The 19,125-nt window shown below is 64.9% G+C and carries 19 protein-coding genes and 1 tRNA gene; 5 read left to right on the top strand and 15 right to left on the bottom strand.

What is annotated here, in order from left to right:
* Positions 1 to 150 precede the first annotated feature (150 nt).
* From ACKI1H_RS11595 to ACKI1H_RS11610, 4 genes are all read right to left on the bottom strand, one after another.
* On the bottom strand, positions 151 to 666 hold the full coding sequence (locus ACKI1H_RS11595) for an HvfX family Cu-binding RiPP maturation protein (protein WP_138521514.1): 516 nt from the start codon (positions 664 to 666) through the stop codon (positions 151 to 153).
* A 94-nt stretch (positions 667 to 760) separates the two neighbouring features.
* The gene (locus ACKI1H_RS11600; protein ID WP_440468403.1) at positions 761 to 1,399 is read right to left on the bottom strand and encodes a hypothetical protein; all 639 of its coding nucleotides are present in this window, start codon (positions 1,397 to 1,399) and stop codon (positions 761 to 763) included.
* A 125-nt stretch (positions 1,400 to 1,524) separates the two neighbouring features.
* Positions 1,525 to 2,835 carry an ATP-binding protein gene (locus ACKI1H_RS11605; protein ID WP_440468404.1) on the bottom strand — a complete coding sequence of 437 codons (1,311 nt, stop codon included), beginning with the start codon at positions 2,833 to 2,835 and terminating at the stop codon, positions 1,525 to 1,527.
* Positions 2,832 to 3,572: a response regulator gene (locus ACKI1H_RS11610; protein WP_440468405.1), complete on the bottom strand. Its 741-nt coding sequence runs from the start codon at positions 3,570 to 3,572 to the stop codon at positions 2,832 to 2,834. Before ACKI1H_RS11610 ends, ACKI1H_RS11605 begins: the two co-directional genes overlap by 4 nt.
* Before the next feature lie 225 nt (positions 3,573 to 3,797).
* Between ACKI1H_RS11610 and ACKI1H_RS11615 the strand changes: the two genes are divergently transcribed.
* Both ACKI1H_RS11615 and ACKI1H_RS11620 read left to right on the top strand, forming a co-directional pair.
* Entirely contained in the window at positions 3,798 to 4,070 is a 273-nt protein-coding gene (locus tag ACKI1H_RS11615) for a DUF2790 domain-containing protein (protein ID WP_138521522.1), read from the top strand.
* A gap of 93 nt (positions 4,071 to 4,163) precedes the next feature.
* A complete protein-coding gene (locus tag ACKI1H_RS11620) occupies positions 4,164 to 5,384 on the top strand; it encodes a cytochrome c biogenesis protein DipZ (protein ID WP_440468406.1) in 1,221 nt (406 codons plus the stop codon).
* 37 nt (positions 5,385 to 5,421) lie between these two features.
* Here ACKI1H_RS11620 and ACKI1H_RS11625 read toward each other — a convergent pair whose 3' ends face one another.
* The 3 genes from ACKI1H_RS11625 to ACKI1H_RS11635 all read right to left on the bottom strand — a co-directional run bounded on the left by ACKI1H_RS11625 (position 5,422) and on the right by ACKI1H_RS11635 (position 7,875).
* Positions 5,422 to 5,718: an addiction module antidote protein gene (locus ACKI1H_RS11625; protein ID WP_138521526.1), complete on the bottom strand. Its 297-nt coding sequence runs from the start codon at positions 5,716 to 5,718 to the stop codon at positions 5,422 to 5,424.
* Entirely contained in the window at positions 5,715 to 6,011 is a 297-nt protein-coding gene (locus ACKI1H_RS11630; RefSeq protein ID WP_138521528.1) for a type II toxin-antitoxin system RelE/ParE family toxin, read from the bottom strand. Before ACKI1H_RS11630 ends, ACKI1H_RS11625 begins: the two co-directional genes overlap by 4 nt.
* A gap of 115 nt (positions 6,012 to 6,126) precedes the next feature.
* The gene (locus ACKI1H_RS11635) at positions 6,127 to 7,875 is read right to left on the bottom strand and encodes a sensor domain-containing diguanylate cyclase (protein ID WP_440468407.1); all 1,749 of its coding nucleotides are present in this window, start codon (positions 7,873 to 7,875) and stop codon (positions 6,127 to 6,129) included.
* A gap of 284 nt (positions 7,876 to 8,159) precedes the next feature.
* Here ACKI1H_RS11635 and ACKI1H_RS11640 point away from each other — a divergent pair, with 284 nt between their 5' ends.
* Entirely contained in the window at positions 8,160 to 8,327 is a 168-nt protein-coding gene (locus ACKI1H_RS11640) for a hypothetical protein (RefSeq protein ID WP_440468408.1), read from the top strand.
* Between the two features lie 90 nt (positions 8,328 to 8,417).
* On the opposite strand, the gene ACKI1H_RS11645 is transcribed toward ACKI1H_RS11640, so the two are convergent.
* Together ACKI1H_RS11645 and ACKI1H_RS11650 are read right to left on the bottom strand one after the other, a co-directional pair.
* A tRNA-Gly gene (locus tag ACKI1H_RS11645) sits at positions 8,418 to 8,491 on the bottom strand.
* A 151-nt stretch (positions 8,492 to 8,642) separates the two neighbouring features.
* Positions 8,643 to 9,536, bottom strand: a complete 894-nt coding sequence (locus ACKI1H_RS11650) for an alpha/beta fold hydrolase (RefSeq protein WP_440468409.1) — start codon at positions 9,534 to 9,536, stop codon at positions 8,643 to 8,645.
* 500 nt (positions 9,537 to 10,036) lie between these two features.
* Here ACKI1H_RS11650 and ACKI1H_RS11655 point away from each other — a divergent pair, with 500 nt between their 5' ends.
* Both ACKI1H_RS11655 and ACKI1H_RS11660 read left to right on the top strand, forming a co-directional pair.
* A complete protein-coding gene (locus tag ACKI1H_RS11655) occupies positions 10,037 to 10,870 on the top strand; it encodes a substrate-binding periplasmic protein (RefSeq protein ID WP_440468410.1) in 834 nt (277 codons plus the stop codon).
* 3 nt (positions 10,871 to 10,873) lie between these two features.
* Positions 10,874 to 13,747: an HD domain-containing phosphohydrolase gene (locus ACKI1H_RS11660; protein ID WP_440468411.1), complete on the top strand. Its 2,874-nt coding sequence runs from the start codon at positions 10,874 to 10,876 to the stop codon at positions 13,745 to 13,747.
* A gap of 68 nt (positions 13,748 to 13,815) precedes the next feature.
* On the opposite strand, the gene ACKI1H_RS11665 is transcribed toward ACKI1H_RS11660, so the two are convergent.
* The 6 genes from ACKI1H_RS11665 to ACKI1H_RS11690 form a co-directional block, all read right to left on the bottom strand.
* Positions 13,816 to 14,562 (bottom strand): murein L,D-transpeptidase catalytic domain family protein, encoded by a 747-nt coding sequence (locus tag ACKI1H_RS11665; protein WP_138520617.1) that lies wholly within the window; start codon positions 14,560 to 14,562, stop codon positions 13,816 to 13,818.
* Between the two features lie 375 nt (positions 14,563 to 14,937).
* On the bottom strand, positions 14,938 to 15,990 hold the full coding sequence (locus ACKI1H_RS11670; RefSeq protein ID WP_440468412.1) for a L,D-transpeptidase: 1,053 nt from the start codon (positions 15,988 to 15,990) through the stop codon (positions 14,938 to 14,940).
* 130 nt (positions 15,991 to 16,120) lie between these two features.
* On the bottom strand, positions 16,121 to 16,816 hold the full coding sequence (locus tag ACKI1H_RS11675; RefSeq protein WP_440468413.1) for a pseudouridine synthase: 696 nt from the start codon (positions 16,814 to 16,816) through the stop codon (positions 16,121 to 16,123).
* Positions 16,816 to 17,043, bottom strand: coding sequence for a cysteine-rich CWC family protein (locus tag ACKI1H_RS11680; protein ID WP_138520620.1), 228 nt, complete (start codon positions 17,041 to 17,043; stop codon positions 16,816 to 16,818). Before ACKI1H_RS11680 ends, ACKI1H_RS11675 begins: the two co-directional genes overlap by 1 nt.
* A gap of 95 nt (positions 17,044 to 17,138) precedes the next feature.
* Complete coding sequence (locus ACKI1H_RS11685) at positions 17,139 to 17,975, bottom strand: DUF4824 family protein (protein ID WP_440468414.1); 837 nt, start codon at positions 17,973 to 17,975, stop codon at positions 17,139 to 17,141.
* Positions 17,972 to 19,048, bottom strand: a complete 1,077-nt coding sequence (locus tag ACKI1H_RS11690; protein WP_440468415.1) for a DUF2157 domain-containing protein — start codon at positions 19,046 to 19,048, stop codon at positions 17,972 to 17,974. Before ACKI1H_RS11690 ends, ACKI1H_RS11685 begins: the two co-directional genes overlap by 4 nt.
* Between the last annotated feature and the right edge of the window lie 77 nt (positions 19,049 to 19,125).

Here is a 19,125-nt window from a genome sequence, read left to right on the forward strand (position 1 = left end):
TGGGTGGAGCGCAGCGATACCCATGCGGATCGCGTGCTGCCCGTGCCTGATATCGCGGAAATCATCCGCTCCCGCCTTAATGAGCCGAAAACAAAAACGCCCTCTCCATCGGAGAGGGCGTTTCTGTCGAACAGTCGCTGTGCGGGGCGATCAGTTCAGCCGCGAAGTCCCCACGAACCGCCGTACCAGCCCATCCACGCTAAGCGCTCCCGCCCCCTTCAGCACCAGCGGCACCAACGCCACCAGGTAGATCAGCGGCAGCTTGTAGTTGCCAAAGCCATGGTCGGTGATCGAGTAGCCCTGGGCGAGTTCCGCCAGGCTCGACCACTGCGCCGGCCAGTGCACGGCGGCGATGGCGACGAGGGTTACGACGATCAGCGAGGCCGAGGCGAAGCGTGTGGCGAGGCCCAGCAGGAGCAGGATCGGCGCGATCAGCTCGGCCCACATCGACACCTGCCAGTCGAAACCGGCAGAGAAGTGGTTGAAGGGGAAGGGGAAGCTGGCGTGGATCTGCTCGAACCAGTTGTCGCCGTGCCATTTCTCCAGGCCGGATTCGAAGAACTCCCAGGCCAGGAACAGCCGCAGCGGGATGTCCCAGCCCCAGGCGGCGAGGCGGTCGAGTTGGTCGAAAGCGGTCTTGAGCGGATTCAGGGTCAGCAGGGTCATGGCGCACCTCGTGGGCAATGTTGTAGGCAATCGATCGTGAGCAAGGCTTGGGTGGCCGGGCGATGGTTTCGCCCGGTGGCGGAACAAGTGGGTATCAGGCGTTCGGCAGCGCGGGGCGAGCACCACGGCGCAGGCGCACGGCCAGCTTGGCGATGAGCTTGAAGACGATGGCGCTGAAGATCAGGCCGAAGCCCAGCGGGTACCAGGAGCCCATTGGCAGGCGCTTGTAGAAGGACAGCAAGAACACCCCGGCGATGACCCAGGTGCCGATACTGTGCAGGCCCTTCCAGACACGGGCACCGAGCAGTTTCACCGCGTAGGGGAAGGAAGTGGCGGCCAGCAGGGCGATGAACAGGTAGCCGACCGAGCCGGGAATATTCGCGGCGGCGCTGCGGCCGTTCCAGAAGGTCTCGGGGAAGAACTTCACATAGAGGAGGATCAGCACCGCGTGTACGGCGTGGGAGAAGGCGAAGGCCAACCCGAGGAAGCGTCGCTCGCGCAGCAGGCCGCGGGTGAAGTCGCTCGGCACCAGCGCTGCCAGGGACGAGGCGAGGAACGTGGCGAGGAACAGCGCGAAGGAGGTGCGGGCGGTGACGCGGATCGAGCTGCGTAACGCGTCCACCCATTGCGGCTGGGACCACAGGGCCAACGCGGTGACGATCAGCACCAGCAGCGACAGCAGGGAAAACAGGCGCCAGCCATGCAGGCGGGCAGGTTCGGCGGGACGGTTCATGGCGGGCTCCTTTGGGCGAACGCGGCGGGCGGGGGTGCCGCCGCTGTTCGTGGAGCCATCTTGTCGACGGGCCTTATCCCGGATGTGTCCGGCGAGGCCCGTCTTGTATCCCTCTGTACAAAGCCTCAGCTGGCAGGGCGAAGTACCAGCTGCACACACAGCCCGCCGCTGGTGCGGTTGGACAGGGTCAGCGTGCCGCCCAGCGCCTGGCTCAGCTGCTGGGCGATCGCCAGCCCCAGGCCGGTGCCGCCGGTGCTGCGGTTGCGCGAGCTCTCCACCCGGTAGAAGGGTTTCACCACTTCGGCGAGTTCCTCCTCGGGGATGCCCGGGCCGTCGTCGAGTACACGAACACACACGACGCCCTGGCTATCGCGCTCGACTTGCACCTGGGCGGAGCCGCCGAACTTCAGGGCGTTGTCCACCAGGTTGGTGAGCACCCGGCGCAGGGCGTGGGGGCGAGTTTCCAGTACCGCATGGCTGTTGCCCTGCAGTTCCACGGCCTGGCCGCTGTCCTGGTAGTCGAGCACCAGGCTGTCGAGGAAAGCGTCGAGGTTGACCTTCACCGCCGCCTCGCTGGCACCGTCCATGCTGCGTGCGTAGGCCACGCCTTCGCGGACCAGGTGTTGCATTTCTTCCAGGTCGCTCCACAGGCGCTCGCGCTCGGGCGAGTCGTCCATCTGCTCGACGCGCAGTTTCATCCGTGTGATGGGGGTCTGCAGGTCGTGGGAGATGGCGGCGAGCAGTTGCATGCGCTCCTTCAGGTAGGAGCCGATGCGGCCTTGCAGCGCGTTGAAAGCGCGGGCGGCATAGGCGACTTCGCTGGGGCCGCGCTCGTCCAGCTCCGGGGCCGGGGCGTCCGGGTCGAGATGGTCCACGGCCTGGGCCAGTCGCGTCAGCGGGCGGATCGCCAGGCGCACGGCGAGCCAGGTGCAGAGCAGCAGCAGCGCCAATTGCACGATCAGCACCCAGGGCAACCATTGCGCCACGGGCACGCCCTTGGGCGTCACGTCGATGGTCAGCGGCATGCCGTCGGCCAGCTTCAGGTGTACCTGGAAGTGCGGGATCGAGCCGGCAATGGTCTCGAAACGCAGCCCGTAGCGCGGGCCGATGGCGTCGGCGATGGAGGTCGCCGCCATGGGCGCCTGCGCCATGTTCATCGGCTCGCCGGGCTGGCCGCCGTCCAGGCGATAGCGGTAGTTGGGCCGTTGCACCATGGGCAGCCAGCGCTCGCGTTCGTCCAGCGGCAGGCGGTCGAGCAGCGCGACAGCGGTGCTGACGTCGGTTTCCAGGTTGCCCAGCATCATGCTGCGCGCGCTCTGGTAGCGCTCGTAGAACTGCGAGCAGAACGACAGGCTGTAGGCGAATACCAGCCCGGCGAGAAAGATCAGCGCCAGGCGTGCGGCCAGTGTACGTGGCCAGTGCAGGAGGGATTTCATGGGTTGGGCTCGAGCAGTTCGACAGCCAGGGCGAAGACGTAGCCTTCGCTGCGCACCGTCTTGATGTAGGCCGGCTCGCGGGCGTCGTCCAGCAGGCGCTGGCGCAGGCGGCTGACCAGCAGATCGATGGAGCGGTCGAAGATGTCCGCCTCGCGGCCTTGTGTCAGGTTCAGCAGTTGTTCGCGGCTGAGCACGCGCTGCGGGTGATCGACGAACACGCGCAGCAGGCGGTACTCGGCGCCGCTCAGGGCGACCAGGGTGCCGTCTTCGTCGAGCAGGTGGCGCGCGGTGGTGTCGAGCTTCCAGCGACCGAAGCCGATCAGCCGGCTCGCTTCGCTGACCTGCAGGTTCGGCGGCAGCATGCGGGTGCGGCGCAGCACGGCGTTGATCCGTGCCAGCAGCTCGCGGGCAGAGAAGGGCTTGGTGAGGTAGTCGTCGGCGCCCATTTCCAGGCCGATGATGCGGTCGGTCTCATCGTTGCGTGCGGTGAGCATCAGCACCGGAGTGGACTTGTGCTTGCCCACGCGGAGCTCACGGCACAGCTTCAGGCCGTCGTCGCCGGGCATCATGATGTCGAGGACGATCAGGTCCACCGAGTTGGCATCGAGGAAGGCGCGCATCTGCCGACCGTCTCCTGCCAGGCTCACGCGCAGGCCGTTCTTCTTCAGGTAGTTGCCGACCAGCTCGCGAATCTCGCGGTCGTCGTCGACGATCAGTACGTGATCGACATGGTCCATGCCGGTGCCTCGTTCGTAGTGGGTTGAGGCGAGTTTATAGCGCAGCGTCGCGCTTGCCTGCCGTGCTTTGTATTCCACTGTATCCAGAGCCGCCGCCGATACCCGGCGCGGCAAACCAGGGGCCTGTGCGACACAAGCCCGATACCTCCTGAACGTGAAATGGGCACCAACGGCGAGGCACACAGCCCCCGCCGGCCAAACCCGACACAGGACAGGAGAACCGCCATGAAGACCATCCAATTCGCCAGCGCTTGCCTCTTCGCTTCCCTCGCCGCTTTTGCCAGCTTCGGCGCCCAGGCCGCCGATACCCAGCCCGCCGAGCCGTACCACTACGGCCAGAAGCTGGACGTGAAGCAGGTCATCGCCATCCAGGAAGAGGCTGCTTCGCCCTTCGACTGCGGCATCGTCAACGCTCGCATGGATTACCTGGATTCCCACGGCCAGCCGCACAGCGTGGCCTACCGCAAGTTCGCCACTAACTGCAACGAAGGCGGCTGATTCCCCTGGACCGCGGCCAGGGACGGCCGCGGCGTTTACTCCCAGCCGCTCACTCCAGAAAAAGCCCCGGGCCGACCGCCCACCGAGGTGCCCATGTTGCTCATCGCCTTTCTCGGCGGGGCGCTGACCCTGCTCAGCCCCTGCATCCTTCCCGTACTGCCTTTGTTGCTGCAGCGCGCCGGCGGACCGGCGTGGTCGCCGTGGGTGACCTTGCTCGGCCTGGCCAGCGGCTTCGCTGTGCTGGCGAGCCTGGCGACCGTCTCCAGCAACTGGGTGATTGCCGCCAGTGAGTGGGGGCGGTACTTCGCCCTCGCACTGCTGTCGGTTTCCGCCGTTGCGCTGCTCTGGCCACGTTTCAGCGACTGGCTGGCCAAGCCCTGGGCGTGGCTCGGTGACCGCTTGCATGGCGAAGCTCGGCGTATGCCACCGGCTTTCTCCGCGTGGGTACTGGGTTTCGCTGCCGGCCTGCTGTGGGCGCCCTGCGCCGGCCCGGTGCTGGGGCTGATTCTCTCCGGCGCCATGCTGCAAGGCCCGAGCGCGCAGGCCAGCCTGCTGCTGTTCGCCTACGGCCTGGGTAGTGCCACCGTGCTGGGCATCGTGCTCTTCGCCGGTCGGCGGCTGATGCAGCACCTGCGTCCGCGCATGGCGGTGATTGAAGGCCTGCGTCGCGCCACTGGTGTGCTCGCTCTGCTGGCCGTCGTCGGCATCGCCAGCGGTACCAGCGCACAGCTGGCTTCCGGCAGCTCATCGACCCTGGTGAACAGCCTGGAACACAAGGTCATCGACGGCGTGCCCGCGCTTATCAGCCAACTGATGCCCGGCGACATGGCCCACGGCGCCGAACGCCTACCCGACCTCGGCCCTGCTCCCGAACTGCAAGGCGCGGTGGAGTGGATCAACAGCCCCGAACTGAACCTGCGTGACCTGCGCGGCAAGGTGGTGCTGGTGGACTTCTGGACCTACGACTGCATCAACTGCCAGCACAGCCTGCCGTACGTGAACGCCTGGGCGAGGAAGTATGCGGACCAGGGCCTGGTGGTGATCGGCGTGCATACCCCGGAATATCCGTACGAGCGCGTCCCCGCGAACGTCCGCGATGCCGTGAACAAGCACGACATCCACTACCCCGTAGCGCTGGATAACCAGTACCGGATCTGGAACGCCTTCGCCAACCAGTACTGGCCGGCGCACTACTTCATCGATGCCCAGGGGCGCGTGCGCCACCTGTCGATCGGGGAGGGCGGGTATGAGGAGCAGGAACAGGTGATTCAGGCTTTGCTGAAGGAGCGGGATGGGGCGAAGGCTGGGGTGTGAGTGGCGATTGGGCGGATGGAGTATCCGTCCATTCTCCTTACTTCCCGCTGCCGGCGGGCCTTGCCTGCAGCTCTACGCCCAGTGCGCGCATGACCTTCATCACTGTCTCGAAGCGCGGCTTGGCGCCCGGGGCAAAGACCTTGTACAGGCTCTCCCGGCCCAGACCCGAGTCGTTGGCGATCTTGGTCATCCCGCGCGCCTTGGCGATGTTGCCGATGGCCAACAGCAGCTCATCAGGATCGCCGTCAGCCAGGACCTGGGACAGGTATTCGGCGATGACTTCCTCGTTGTCGAGGTAGTGGCTGGTGTCGAAGTCGCTCAGTTCAACGCTCATTGAATGTCTCCCGCCAGCTGCTGCGCCAGCTTGATATCCCGCTGTTGGGAGGATTTGTCTCCGCCGCACAGCAGCAGGAACACCATATCGCCACGGCGCATGAAGTACACGCGATAGCCAGGACCGATATCCAATCGGATTTCCGAGACACCGATCCCCACTGACCGCGTGTCGCCGAGATGGCCCGATCGGATACGGTCCAGGCGCCGCAGGATTGCGACTTTCCCACGGGCATCCCGAAGGCCGGAGAGCCAGCGATCAAACTGGCTGGTTTGCTTGAGCTGGTAGGTCATGCGGCGACTGTATCCAGAAGGATACAGCTGTGCCAGCGAGTCTGCAGCTGAAATGTTCGGCAATCGCAACGAAAGCGCTGAAGAGGGCGTAGGACGATAGAGTGCTCGGCTGTCTTCAGCCCAGCACCTGATTCCGCCCCTGCTTCTTCGCCTCATACAACGCCGCATCCGCCCTTGCTACCAGTGCTTCGGCGGAGGCTTCCTGCCCAGGCACCGACGCCGCCACACCGATACTGACGCTCACTCGCCCCAACGGTGAAAGCTCATGGGGCAAGGCGATGGATTCCACCGCCTGCAGCAGCTTCTGCGCCATGCCACGCACGCCCGCAAGGTCGGTCATCGGCGCGAGGAAGACGAACTCCTCTCCGCCATAACGCGCCACCAGGTCGGTGGAACGGTTCACCGTGGTCGCCAGTGCCTGGGCTATCTCACGCAGGCAGGCGTCGCCGGCCGGGTGGCCGTAGTGGTCGTTGTAGCGCTTGAACCAATCTACATCCATTACTGCCAGGGCCAGCGACTCGCCGGAGCGGCGCGCGTGGCCCCATTCCTGCTCCAGCACCTGGTCGAAGCGGCGGCGGTTGGCGATGCCGGTGAGGGCGTCGGTCAGGCTCATGGCTTCCAGCTGGTTGTTCAGCTCACGCAGCTCGTCGGTACGCTCGGCGACGCGCAGCTCCAGTTCGTGCTCGGAGCTGCGGAGGTTATCCACAAGCTGCTGCTGGGCGCGGATCAATTCCTCCTGTACCCGTACCTTCTCCCGGCGCATCACGTTGAAGCGGTCGGCGAGGGCGAAGGCCAGCACGATCATCTCCATCGCCGAGCCCAGCTGCAGGCCGTCCACGGTGAACAGGTTGGTCGGCACGATGCCCATGGCGCGCAGCGAAGTCATTGCCCCGCCGAGCATCAGCAGGGCGAAGGCGGCCAGGAAGAAGAACGCGCTGCGCTGGCGCTTGAAGGCACAGAGCGCCGCGCACAGCAGCAGGATCAGCGCGGTGGCGAAATTCAGCAGGATGCCCGCGCGCGAGACATGCGGCAGCGCGAGCGCATAGGCGATCGGGCTGACCAGGTAGAGCGCGATCATCCCGCGCAACACCCAGTCCAGGCGTGGCAGCAAGCGGTCGAGCTGCATCATTCGCCGCGCGAACAGCAGCAGCGCGGCGAGGGCCAGCGACACGCCGGAGTAGTAGATGACGTTGGAATTGAGCGGTTCACCGAAGATCGACCAGTCCGGCGCCAGGCCGTTCTTGATCGCCAAGGCCCCGGCCGTGCAGCTCACGAAGACCACGTAGAGCAGGTAGATCGGGTCGCGCAGGGCGAACAGCAGCATCAGGTTGAACAGGATCATTGCTACGGCGATGCCGAAGTACCAGGCCTTGCCGGTGTAGTCGTCACGCTCGTAGGTGTGGAACGCCTTCACCGGCCATAGCTGCAGCGGCACCAGCAGGCCGATACTCGACTCTACGCGCAGGTACAGCACCTGCTCGGCGTGCGCCGGCAGGTTCAGCGGGAAGACGAAGTTGCGGTTCGGGTAGACCTTGCTGCTCTGCGGAACGTCGCTGCCGGTGTTGATCGTCCGGTAGCTGCCATTCGCCTGCGGGATATTCGCCTGCACATGGGAGATACGCGGGTTCTCCACCACCAGCAGGCGCTGCACCGGGGCGTCGCTGGGATTGCTCAGCTGCAACTTCAGCCAGAAGGCCGAGCGGGTGAAGCCCATCGCCAACGAACTGCCCGGCGGCTGGTCGGCCTTGAAGCGGGGCTGCTGCTCGGGGGACTGCACATCCGCCAGCGTCAGGTTGCGCGTTGGGTCTTCGAGGATGGAGACATAGGTGGTCAGTGTCAGAGGCTGGGTGCTGACACTGGCCACGTCTACCCCTGGTGCAGCCCAGGCGGGGCGGAGGAACAGTACGAGGGAAAGCAGGAGCCAAGACAGTAACTGCCGGTGCGAGGCGAGAGCGGGCATGCGGCAAGGTCCGGGCTGTAGGGAGGCGGAAAGTCTACAAGAGCCAGGGCCGGCTAAAAAAGCCGACGGTGGAGCGATGATTGCCTCGGTCTACTCGTGCGATCGGGCCAGAGAGTAGGTACGCTCAGGACTTCCAACAGAATCAGGGCGATACTGCCGATGACCTCCGACGCATGGATAGCGATGCAATGAATCTGGCAGACATTCTCGGCGAGCTCTGTTCAGTACTCTTCAACTGGCCTGGGCCAGACAATCGGCCGAACCGGGTATTTACCCCAGGCTTTGTAGTGCTCTGCATCATCCTGGCGATGGTTGAACTGGCGGTGCTGCACGGGATATTTGGGCAGCAGGGATGAATTGGGCCGGGATCTTGGCTCCATGAAAGATTGCGCCTGAAAACAAAAGCCCCCGGCAATTCACGTTGCCGGGGGCTTTTGCTTGCATTCTGGAGCGGGCGAAGGGAATCGAACCCTCGTCATGAGCTTGGGAAGCTCAGGTAATGCCATTATACGACGCCCGCTTGGGGGTGCCTTTTTACCAGAAGGGCGGGGCTTAGTGAAGCCTCGGCGTTCAGGTAGGGCGAGTGGGCGGAATTCGTGAGCGGGATGGTGCAGTGAAACACCGGGGACGGAGGGTCTGGGGCCGGCCCCCGGCTGTGTGCGCAGGCTGCATCAGCCCACCATGGCGGCGATGGGTACGCCCTGGCTGCTGGGCAGGTAGGGGTTGGCCAGGACCGGGTGGCGCTGCGGCTGGAGGAAGGTCAGGAGGGCGTCCTGGGTTTCCTGCCAGGCCTTCTTGTGTTCCACGTCGATGAAGTGGCCGGCGTTGCGGATGGTGCGGAATTCGCAGTCGCGGATCAGTTGCTGGAACAGCTTCGCCTCGGCCGGGGTGGTGTAGATGTCCAGCTCGCCATTCATGAACAGCAGCGGGATGTCGATGGCCGCGAACTTCTCCATGTAGCTGTCCGCGCTGAGCTTGAGCACTTGGCAGATGTGGAAATGCATCTGCTGGTATTCGTGCTCGTCGAGGCCGCTGACGTGGCGGAAGTTGTAGCGCTTGAACAGCTGCGGCAGGTACTGGCCGATGGTGTCGTTCACCAGGTTGCCGACATTGGTGCGGTCGCAGGCGGACAGGTAGTCCAGGCCGCGGTGCAGGTAGTCGAGCATCGAGGCGTTGAGCAGCGGCGAGAATGAGTTGATCACTGCCTTCTGGATCCGCGCCGGGCGTTCTGCCAGGGCCAGCAGGGTGGCGACGCCGCCCCAGGAGAAGGACATCACCACGTCGGCGCGGTAATGCTCGATCAGGCCGAGCAGCAGCTGTGCCTCGTACTCCTTGGTGATGAACTCGCGGCAGTCGTTGTGCGCCTTGGACTGGCCCGCATACGGCTGGTCGTAGCAGACCACGTTGAAGTGCGGTTGCAGGTATTTCACCGTTTGCGCGAAGGAGGCGGTGGTTGCCAGCGAGCCGTTGACCAAAATGATGGTCTGGCGCGCTTCCCTGTTGGCGTGAAACTCCGTGTGTACCCGGTGTTGCTGAATCTCGACGACGGCGGTTTCCGGCCTCATGTCGTATTCCTCCAGACGCAGGTCATGGTGCGCATCCACCATCGGATGCGAAGAAAGTACCCAGGCAGAGGAAAGCGTCTTGACGTGACAGCTTCATGTCACTCGACGAAAGTTAACAATCTCTTGATTTTCAAATGGTTACGACACCAAAAGACAGCTATCCGAAGCCGGTTAGGCGCGGAGGATTGGCTTCTGATCAGGCGGGGGAAGGTGCGGCTTGGGGAACAGCTGCCGCGAAAATCATTGTTGGTTGCGCTGCGTGACTCATTGGTCACGCTTGAGCCTGAGTTAAGCAGGGTGGTCCGGCGCCTGCAACCGCCACTGGGCGCCTGAGTCACATCGGTTTGCCGAAATCCGACGAAATGACATTTCTCATCGCGATTCTCCGGCGCTTTGGAGAAGCCGGATTACACTCATGTGATGGCTGTAACGCCCCCTGCCGAAGACGAGCGATCTCGCCGTGCTCCCCCTGAGGCCGATACCGCGTGCGGAGCGGTTCAATGGCACTTCATCCACGGTTCTCCACATTGCTGGTCCTGGCCCCGGCCGCTTGGCTGTGTGCGGAAGCCATGGCCGAAGATCGCTACGGTTGCGAGCAGCCGATCTCTGTGGCCTATACCCGCAATGTCGTGTTCTTTCATGACGACGTGGGCATCGATCCGGACCTGATCGCCGAGTTGGGCAAGCGCACTGGCTGCCAGTTCGAGACGTCGATTCGCCCGCGCGACGAAATCTGGCGCAAGTTGGAAAACGGCGAGCTGCAGATGGGCACCAGTGGCGTGGCGACGCCGCAGCGCCGTGCCTACACCTACCTGCTGCCGTACCTGTACATGCGCAACAAGCTGATCGTGCGTGAAGACCTGGGGGAAATGAACAGCCTGGATGCCTTCCACGACATGCCGGGTGCGCGCCTCGGGGTGATTGCCGGTTACCGCCACGGTGCCTACATCGATGGCATGTTGCGCATCCTCCGGGCCGAAGGGCGGGTGATCGAGTACAAGGACGACGCGGCACGCTTTACCGCGCTGCTCAATGGCAACGTGGAAGGCGTCATCGGCCATGAGATGAATCTCGAAGGCGCGGTGAGCGATCGTCGTCAACGGGACCGCTTTCATGTGATAGATGTGATGCCCGGGCCGGCTACACCCCATAACCTGATGCTCTCGCGCAAGCGCTTCACTCCGGCGCAAAGTGCCGAATGGATGCGCCTGATGGAGACGTTGTGGCTGGATGGCACCCTGGCCCGGATCATGCGTAGGAATGCACCGCCGCAACAGGCGGAAGGACTGCTCGACAGCGGCTATCGCTACAGCTCCACGGACAGAGGCTGGTAAAGGATGAAGGCATTCGAACGGGGCATTCCGCTGCAACTGCTGGTGGCCGGCGCCATCATCGCCAGCATGCTGGTGCTGGCGGGGGCGTTGCTGATCCAGGGATACCGCGGTGTGGAAGGCGCGCTGGTGACGGCGGCGGGGGAGTCGGCCAGTCAGTTGGGCGCGACCATCAACGAACGGATTCGCCGCCTGATCGACCCGGCGGAAAGCGCACTGCGCCTGCTGACTCACGATCCCATCTCGCAGACCGACAACTTGCCGGCCCGCCTCGATCGCCTGCCGATGCTCGTGGAAAACCTGCGCGCCAACCGTACCCTGAGCGCGGTGTACATCGGCTATCCGAACGGCGAGTTCCTGCTGATCCGCGCGCTGCGGGTACCGGAGGTCCGCCGTGCGTTGCAGGCACCGGACGCAGCCAAATACCTGGTGCAGAGTCAGACGCTCAACGGCCAGGGCGGCCTGCTCGGTGAGTGGCGTTTCTACGACAGCGACTTGCGCTTGCTGCGCGTGCAGGAGCGCCCCGACTACAACTACGACCCGCGACAACGTCCCTGGTACAACGAGGCGCGTCTCACCAGCAAGACGGTGCTGACCCAGCCCTACGTCTTCTTCACCACCCGCGAGATCGGCCTGACCCTGGCGCACCGCAGTGTTGACGGTGCTGCGGTGATCGGCATGGACGCCTCGGTCAACGACCTGGGCGGCGAGATGGGTGACCTGCGCCAGACCGCCCACACGGAACTGGCGGTGGTCGACGGCAAAGGCACGGTAATCGCCTACCCGGATCTGTCCAGGCTGATGGTCCATGAAGGCAAGGACCTGCGCCTGGCCACGCTGGCCGAGCTGAAGGTGCCCGCCCTGAGCGAGCTCAATGCCGAGAATGTGCCCTCCGGTACGCCGCAGTCTTATCGGGTGAGTGGCGAGGACTGGTATGGCATCTGGGTGCCGCTGTCGAACTTCACCAGCAACGAGGTGAAGGTGCTGATCGCCATTCCTGCTGTGGAGCTGCTGGCAGGCGCGCGGCAACTGCTGTTCAACCAGGCCCTGTGGAGCGGCACGCTGCTGCTTGTACTGCTGCTGATCGGCTGGTACATCGGCCGGCGCATCGCCCGCCCGCTGACCGCGTTGGCTGACCAGGTCGGCGCGCTGGCGGCTTTCGACTTTGCCCGGCCGGTGGGCGTGGAGTCGAAGATCGCCGAGGTTCGTGACCTGAGCAGTGTGATGGGCAGCATGTCGCGCACCATCCATAACTTCCAGGCGATCACCTTGACCCTGAGCCGTGAGACGCGCCTGGAAAGCATGCTTGAGGGCGTGCTCTCGCGCCTGGTGGAAGCGACTGGCGTCATGGGCGGGGCGGTCTACCTGCTGGACGACGAGGAGTGCCGTTTGCGCCTGGCCTGCTCGGTGCAGGGCGAGCAGTACCCGCAATCCATGCTGATCGAAGGCTTCACCGAGTCGGAGCTGGCCGAGCGGGTGGACCTGGCGCTGGCCAATCGCGGACAGTACCTGGAGGTTTCCCTGCGCAACCGCTCGGACGAGCTGCTGGGCATTCTGGTCCTGCAGCTGGCTGAAGAAGGAGCCCTCAGCCGCCAACCGCGCAAACCGTTCAAGCGTTTCGTCGAGGAGCTCTCCGGCGCCGCCGCCGTGGCCATCGAGACCCGGCAACTGATCGAGGCCCAGCAGCGTCTGCTGGATGCGATCATCAAGCTGCTCGCCGACGCCATCGACGCCAAGAGCCCCTATACCGGCGGCCACTGCGAGCGGGTGCCGCAGCTGGCCGACCTGCTGCTGCAGAAAGTCATCGACTCGCATGACGGCGAGTACGCCGGCTTCACCATGAGCGACGCCGAGCGCTACGAGTTCCAGATCGCTGCCTGGCTGCATGACTGCGGCAAGATCACCAGCCCCGAGTACGTGGTGGACAAGGCGACCAAGCTGGAGACCCTGTATAACCGTCTGCACGAGGTGCGCACGCGCTTCGAGGTGATCTGGCGCGACATTGAGCTGGACTACTGGCGCGGCATCGCCGAAGGCAGCGATATTGGCCTGCTCGCCGCCCGCCGCGACGCGCTGCACGAGTCGCTCCGCGACGACTACGCCTTCGTCGCACAGGCCAACGTTGGCGGCGAGTTCATGAAGGACGAGGACATCGAACGCCTCAAGCAGATCGGCGAGCGCCGCTGGCTGCGCTATTTCGACGACCGCCTGGGCATCTCCCATGACGAGGCCGAGCGGTTGCAGGGACGACCGGAACGGCCGCTGCCGGCGGAGGAGTTCCTCCTCGCCGACAAGGCCGAACACCGCGTGCCCTGGGGAGAGCGCAAGCCGCCGGTGGTGAAGGACGACCCGCGCAACATCTGGGGCTTCGACATGCGCCTGCCGCCTTACGCGAGCAACTATGGCGAGCTGTACAACCTGGGCATTCGACGCGGCACGCTGAACGATGAGGAGCGCTTCAAGATCAACGAGCACATCGTTCAGACGCTGATGATGCTCACCACCCTGCCGTTGCCGCGCAACCTGCGCCGTGTGCCGACCATCGCGGCCAACCACCACGAGAAAATGGACGGCACCGGCTACCCGCGCAAACTCTCCCGCGAACAGATGAGCATCCCCGAGCGGGTGATGGCGATCGCCGACATCTTCGAGGCGCTGACCGCCGCCGACCGCCCCTACAAGGCGCCAAAGACGCTGTCCGAGTCGCTGAAGATCCTCGCCTTCATGGCCCGCGACCAGCACATCGACGCCGACCTGTTCCGTCTGTTCATCAGCCAGGGGGTGTACCGCGAATACGGCGAGCGTTTCCTCCAGCCCGAGCAGATGGACTCCGTGGATGTGCGCGCGATCCTGGAGATACTCGATGGGGTGAAGGCGTAGTCCTTCCAGCAGGCCCCACAAACGCAAACCGCCGGCATCAGCCGGCGGTTTGCGTTTGTGGGGCGAGATCAGCGCTTGGCGAGGTTGGTGGCGTAGCGGTTGATCTGCGGATTCTTCGCCACGGTGCAGCTCTGCCCGGCGAGGAACTGCGAGGTCTTCAGGTAGTTCTGCTGTGGGTAGTAGGCGAACACGTAACTGCCGTTCTTCACTGTGTCGATCAGCTTCTGCGCGACTTGCGGACGCACCGCCGGGCAGCCCAGGCTGCGGCCGAGGCGACCGAGGCCGGGGACGACCTTGGGGTCGGCATAGGCAGCGGCGTGCATGACGATGGCGCGCTCTTCGCTGTTGTCGTTGAAGCCGGGCTCCAAGCCCAGCAGGCGCAGGGAGCGACCGTGCTTGCCGCTGTACGTCTGGCCGGTCTGGTAGAGGCCGATGGAGGACTGGTTGCTCTCCGGGCGGTTGGAGAAGGAAGTGGCCATGTCGTCGCCACTCTTCTTGCCATGGGCGACCCACTCCTCGAAGAGCAGCTTGCGCTGCTTCAGGTCGAAGACCCAGAGGCGCTTGTCGCGGGACGGCTTGGAATAGTCGATCACCGTCAGCAACTGGTTCTGGCCACCCAGCTGGGTGCTGGCGCACTGCAGCGCGCTGAGCGCCAGACGCAGGGTTTCGGTGTTGGTCGCCGGCGCGAGGCGGTGCAGTTCCTCGGCCGTGGGCAGGCGGGCAGCGGACGCGGTCTGCCAGCTACCGATCGCGAAAAGCGCGGCACTGGCGAGCGAAATCCGGAAGAACCCCCGTAACTTCAAAAAAGTCAGCATGAATACAACATTCCCGTTGAATCGATATGGTTTTTTCTGGGAAACGCCGCATTGTGCGCGATTTTTGACCAGTAATGTGGTTGTTTTTTAATCAAGTATGGTTCCGCCCGTCGGTAATTACGAACTTTTCAGTGCGGGAAAGCGCCGCAGCGTGCCGGTTTCCGGGAGGGAGGGCGAAATAAGCTCGCCCCGGACAGGTGCCCGGATTCTTTGTGTTTCGAGATTCTTCGGCTGCTTGCACGGCAGGCTTGAGGCCGTCTGTCCGCGGGGGAGTGCTGGCAGTTTGAAGGGCGCTGGAGAGAGCCGGTGCAGTGGAATGATGAAGACACTGTCAGGGAAATCCGGAGCGCCCTGTCGTCGCTCCGGTTCATCGCGTTACTGCACGCTCTGGTTCTTGACCGGCTTCTGCTCGGCCTTGCGGTCGTTGGTGGTGATCACGGTGAAGTCCGGGTTGCTGCGCATGTCGCGGGTGGACGGCAGGTCGGTGATCACCAGGGTGCTGCCCACATCCATGCTGGCCAGCAGGTTGCGCAGGAACTCGCGGTCGAGGCTGAACTTGCCCAGTTGCTCGGCGGGTGAAAGGCCGCGCTGCGGGTCGCTGACCTGTACGCTGGTCCAGCGCAGGTTCGGGCTCTCGCTGTCGATTTCGGTCTGGGAAGGTTTTTCCATGAGGGAGAAGGCGGCGACGCCGGTCCTCTCCTCCGGGTGCTCGAAGGCGACCGGCGCGGTGCCAATCTGCAGGCCGCCGCGGTAGACGTAGAGGCGGCGGTCGGCGCGGCTGACCAGCACGGAGACCGGGCCCTTTTCGGCGCCAGGGTCGCTCCAGAATGGCACCACCATGCCGCTGTCGTCGTGCGGGCCGGCGGCGCGTCCGTCACTGACGATGGGGGCGAGCAGGCCGGGATGGTAAACCTCCACGGGGGAGCTCTTGGCGTCGGAGATGATCACGGTGGTGGTACTGAAACCGGTGACCTCGTAGAGCTTCTTGGCGAAGGCCATGGGCAGTCGGATGCAGCCGTGGGACGCCGGGTAGCCGGGCAGGTTGCCGGCGTGCAGGGCGATGCCGTCCCAGGTCAGGCGCTGCATGTAGGGCATGGGGGCGCTGTTGTAGAGGTCGGAGTGGTACTCGACCTTCTTTTGCAGGATGGAGAAGACGCCGGTGGGAGTTTCCTTGCCCTTCTTGCCGGTGCTCACCGTGGCTACGCCGATGGCAATGCCGTTGCGGTACACGTAGGCACGCTGTTCAGTCAGGCTGACCACCAGGGTGACCGGACCCGCCGGGGAGATTTCCGGGTACCAGAGGAACTGGCCGGGCTTGAGTGTCTTCAACGCGGCCTGCAGGTCCGAGAGCGGCGAGGGCTTGCTCGGATTGGCAAAAGCGACGCTGGCGCTCAGGGCGATCAGCAGGGCAACCGACAGTTTCTTCATTACCTTTCCTTGGATCGCGGGCATGGCAGGGAGCTTAGCCAAGCGGCGCCGGAGGCTGCAAACTGCCGGGCTGAACGGTGCGCGTAGGGTTTTTCGGAACGTTGCTCAGGGCGTGGTACGCAGGAGCGGCTCAGCCGAGGTTGGCGATTTCCTGCGCGGTCAGTGCGCGGTATTCGCCCGGTTGCAGGGCGGGGTCGAGCGCGAGGCTGCCCATGCTCTCGCGATGCAGCCGCGTCACCTTGTTCTGGAAGTGGCCGAACATGCGCTTGATCTGGTGGTAGCGGCCTTCGTGCAGGGTCAGGCGCGCGGCGCGCGGGCCGAGGATTTCCAGCTGGGCGGGCAGGGTGGTGAGGTCTTCGAAGGCGAAGTACAGGCCGTGCTCGAAGGTCGCGATGTAGTGCTCTTCGATAGGGTCTTCGGTCTCGACGTAGTAGACCTTGGGCAGCTTGCGCCCTGGCAGGGTCATACGCCGCGACCACTGGCCGTCGTTGGTGATGAGCAGCAGGCCGGTGGTGTTGTAGTCCAGACGGCCGCCGATGTGCAGCTCGTGCTTGTCCGGCTCGTCCAGCAGGTCGAGCACGGTGCGGTGCTCGGCGTCGCGGGTGGCGCTGACGCAGCCCGCGGGCTTGTGCAGCATGAAGTAGCGCGCCGGCTTGCCGGCCTGCAACAGTTCGGCGTCCAGTTCTACGCGGGAGAACTCGCGCACCTCGTGGCGCCCGTCACGCACCACCTGGCCATCGACGCGCAGGCGGCCTTCGGCGAGCAACTGGCGGGCCTGTTGTCGGTTCAGGTGTGGCAGGTTGGCGATGAAACGATCCAGACGCATCAGGCGTTCTCGTCGTCCATGCCCTGCGGCGAAAGCCCGGCGGCGCAGCGTGGGCACAGGCAGGCGCGGTCGACCAGCTCGGGGGGGATGCGCTCCAGCGCGTTGCGGTCGATACGCGTGCTGAAGCACCAGCAGGACTGGCCTTCCAGCGCCGGGTCGGCCTGGGTGCAACGGTTGGACTGACCGCAGAGCGGGCAGCGATTGGGATCGGGAGCGACGTCGTTCATGGCCGGCCGGGCGAGCGTGGGCAGTGGAGCGGGCGCACAGGGTGCAGCGCCGATCCGCCTCGCGCAAGCGGATTCGGATCGGCGCGGGGTGTCGGTCAGGGAACTTCGACGCGTTCGATCCAGGGCTCCAGGCGCCGGCCGAAGGCGACTTCGGCGACGAAGGGCAGGGGCAGGCCGTCTGCGGTCCGATGCGGCTGCGCCGTGATTGCCTCCAGGCGTTCGCGCCACGCGTACGGCACGTTGATGTTGTCGGTGCTGATGGCGCTGGCGGTGCCGCCGAGTGTCCAGATGTGCTGGTAGTAGTTGGAGATGGGGCGCACACGACCGTGGATGATCAGGTAGCGCTGGCGGTCGGGGTAGCGCGCCCGAAGCGTCTGCAGGTCCAGGCCGACGTCCTTGAGCAGCAGGCGCGTGTCGGTCTTCTCCTCGTTGTCCAGTTCACGCCGGATGAAGTCGCGCTCGTCGGCCAGACGCGCATTCTGCGGTGCGGCGTCGGCGGCCTGGCGGGCCTCGTCGAGGCGCTTGCGCGTCAGTTGGACTTCGCGCTCGTACAGCGGGCCGGCCAGTTCCAGCACCAGCAGGGCGTTGCGCGATTGCTGGCGACCAAATTGTCGGGCGCTGTCGTCGTCCACCTGCTGGGGCATGTCGAAGCCGAGTTCCGCCATCTTGCGACCGTCGAGGGCAGGCTGCCAGCCGCGGTTGTGCTGGCGCGCCTCTTCATCCCGGCTGGGAGTGCGCCAGCGCAGGCGCAGGCTCAGGCCGCTGTTCTCGTTGTGCCAGGTGTTGTTGCGGAGTAGTTCGCGCTGGCTGAGGGGCAGTCGGCTGTCGGGCTCGGCCGAGCGGTTCCAGGCGACGCCGCCCAGGGCCACGGCATTGACCAGCAGGATCAGGCCGACACCGCCGACCAGGGCGTGGGTGCGCGTCCAGTTCATGACGAAGTCCCCCCCAGCAGGCCATGGGCACGGCGCAGGCGGCGCAGCACCAGCAGGATCAGTACGGCGCAAAGGCCCAGCACGAGGAAGAACAGGTACTTGGGCATCACCTCCCACCACCAGTCGAAGAACTTGGTGTAGAGGAAGATCACGAAGAAGGTCAGCCCGGTGTTCACCACTTCCGGCCACTCGCGACGTGCGCCAAGCCAGATGACCAGCGCGGAGACGACGAAGCCCAGTACCTGGTAGAGATTCTCCACCGCGGCGAAGCCCAGCGGCAGGTAGCTGCCGCCACCCCAGTTGGCCAGTACCAGCATCGGCAGGAACAGCCCGAGCAGACCGAACACCCGGTAGATCGTGGCGAAGCCGTCGAAGCGGTTCTGCCCGATGAACGACGGGACGAGGAAGATCAGCAGGGCGGCGGGGAAGAAGTTCTCCGGGCGCTCCCCCACATCCAGCCAGTAGACGCCGCTCCAGGTGCCGACCCGCGCGGCGACGTAGCCCATCAGACAGATCAGCGCGGCTGCCAGCAGCAAGCGTGTATTGCAGGTGTAGGCGAGCAGCAGGGCGTAGGCGGCCCACGGCAGCAGGGCCTTGTCCGAAGGCGTGATGTTGAAGATCTGCCCGACCATCACGACGTTCAGCACAAAGCAGGCGAAGGCCAGCATGGCGCCGAGCTTGGCGAAGTAGCCGGAAGCGTCGCGGCGTTGCAGGAAGAGCGTCAGTAGCAGGCTGATCAGGGAGGCGGCGATGAGGGTGAGTACCTGGGCGGTTTCCGCGAACAGGCCCCAGAACTGGTAGAACAGGAAGAACAGGCTGGCGGCCAGTGCCAGCGCGCCGAGGAAAGAAGCGATGCGCATGCCGAGGGACAGGCGGTGGTCCTGGCTGTCGCGGTCGATGTCGAAGCGCGCGTGGTAGTCGGCGAGCAGGCGTTGCTGGTGGTCGTGCAGGCGGTCGCGCTGGGCGGTGTCGAGGACGAGGGCTCCCTCGTCGTGCAGGCGGCGCAGCTCGCGATCGAAGGCCAGGATATCGTTGACGCGGTGCTGCGCCTGCTGGTGGCTGAGGTCGGGCATGACCGGTCCTTGCGGCGGGTGATGCTGGAACTCTAGCGGGTGGCGCGGCGGGGTTCCATGGGCGTGATCACCTCGGA

It is taken from the genome of Pseudomonas sp. YH-1, from assembly GCF_051990045.1.
In the GTDB taxonomy this organism is placed as follows: domain Bacteria; phylum Pseudomonadota; class Gammaproteobacteria; order Pseudomonadales; family Pseudomonadaceae; genus Pseudomonas; species Pseudomonas nicosulfuronedens.

What these genes read in the sequence shown, in the direction of transcription:
- ACKI1H_RS11630 (WP_138521528.1), bottom strand. Translation starts at nt 6,011, where the DNA reads ATGACCTACCAGCTCAAGCAAACCAGCCAGTTTGATCGCTGGCTCTCC.
- ACKI1H_RS11615 (WP_138521522.1), top strand. Translation starts at nt 3,798, where the DNA reads ATGAAGACCATCCAATTCGCCAGCGCTTGCCTCTTCGCTTCCCTCGCC.
- ACKI1H_RS11660 (WP_440468411.1), top strand. Translation starts at nt 10,874, where the DNA reads ATGAAGGCATTCGAACGGGGCATTCCGCTGCAACTGCTGGTGGCCGGC.
- ACKI1H_RS11620 (WP_440468406.1), top strand. Translation starts at nt 4,164, where the DNA reads ATGTTGCTCATCGCCTTTCTCGGCGGGGCGCTGACCCTGCTCAGCCCC.
- ACKI1H_RS11600 (WP_440468403.1), bottom strand. Translation starts at nt 1,399, where the DNA reads ATGAACCGTCCCGCCGAACCTGCCCGCCTGCATGGCTGGCGCCTGTTT.
- ACKI1H_RS11670 (WP_440468412.1), bottom strand. Translation starts at nt 15,990, where the DNA reads ATGAAGAAACTGTCGGTTGCCCTGCTGATCGCCCTGAGCGCCAGCGTC.
- ACKI1H_RS11650 (WP_440468409.1), bottom strand. Translation starts at nt 9,536, where the DNA reads ATGAGGCCGGAAACCGCCGTCGTCGAGATTCAGCAACACCGGGTACAC.
- ACKI1H_RS11610 (WP_440468405.1), bottom strand. Translation starts at nt 3,572, where the DNA reads ATGGACCATGTCGATCACGTACTGATCGTCGACGACGACCGCGAGATT.
- ACKI1H_RS11685 (WP_440468414.1), bottom strand. Translation starts at nt 17,975, where the DNA reads ATGAACTGGACGCGCACCCACGCCCTGGTCGGCGGTGTCGGCCTGATC.
- ACKI1H_RS11680 (WP_138520620.1), bottom strand. Translation starts at nt 17,043, where the DNA reads ATGAACGACGTCGCTCCCGATCCCAATCGCTGCCCGCTCTGCGGTCAG.
- ACKI1H_RS11665 (WP_138520617.1), bottom strand. Translation starts at nt 14,562, where the DNA reads ATGCTGACTTTTTTGAAGTTACGGGGGTTCTTCCGGATTTCGCTCGCC.
- ACKI1H_RS11655 (WP_440468410.1), top strand. Translation starts at nt 10,037, where the DNA reads ATGGCACTTCATCCACGGTTCTCCACATTGCTGGTCCTGGCCCCGGCC.
- ACKI1H_RS11625 (WP_138521526.1), bottom strand. Translation starts at nt 5,718, where the DNA reads ATGAGCGTTGAACTGAGCGACTTCGACACCAGCCACTACCTCGACAAC.
- ACKI1H_RS11675 (WP_440468413.1), bottom strand. Translation starts at nt 16,816, where the DNA reads ATGCGTCTGGATCGTTTCATCGCCAACCTGCCACACCTGAACCGACAA.
- ACKI1H_RS11595 (WP_138521514.1), bottom strand. Translation starts at nt 666, where the DNA reads ATGACCCTGCTGACCCTGAATCCGCTCAAGACCGCTTTCGACCAACTC.
- ACKI1H_RS11690 (WP_440468415.1), bottom strand. Translation starts at nt 19,048, where the DNA reads ATGCCCGACCTCAGCCACCAGCAGGCGCAGCACCGCGTCAACGATATC.
- ACKI1H_RS11640 (WP_440468408.1), top strand. Translation starts at nt 8,160, where the DNA reads ATGAATCTGGCAGACATTCTCGGCGAGCTCTGTTCAGTACTCTTCAAC.
- ACKI1H_RS11605 (WP_440468404.1), bottom strand. Translation starts at nt 2,835, where the DNA reads ATGAAATCCCTCCTGCACTGGCCACGTACACTGGCCGCACGCCTGGCG.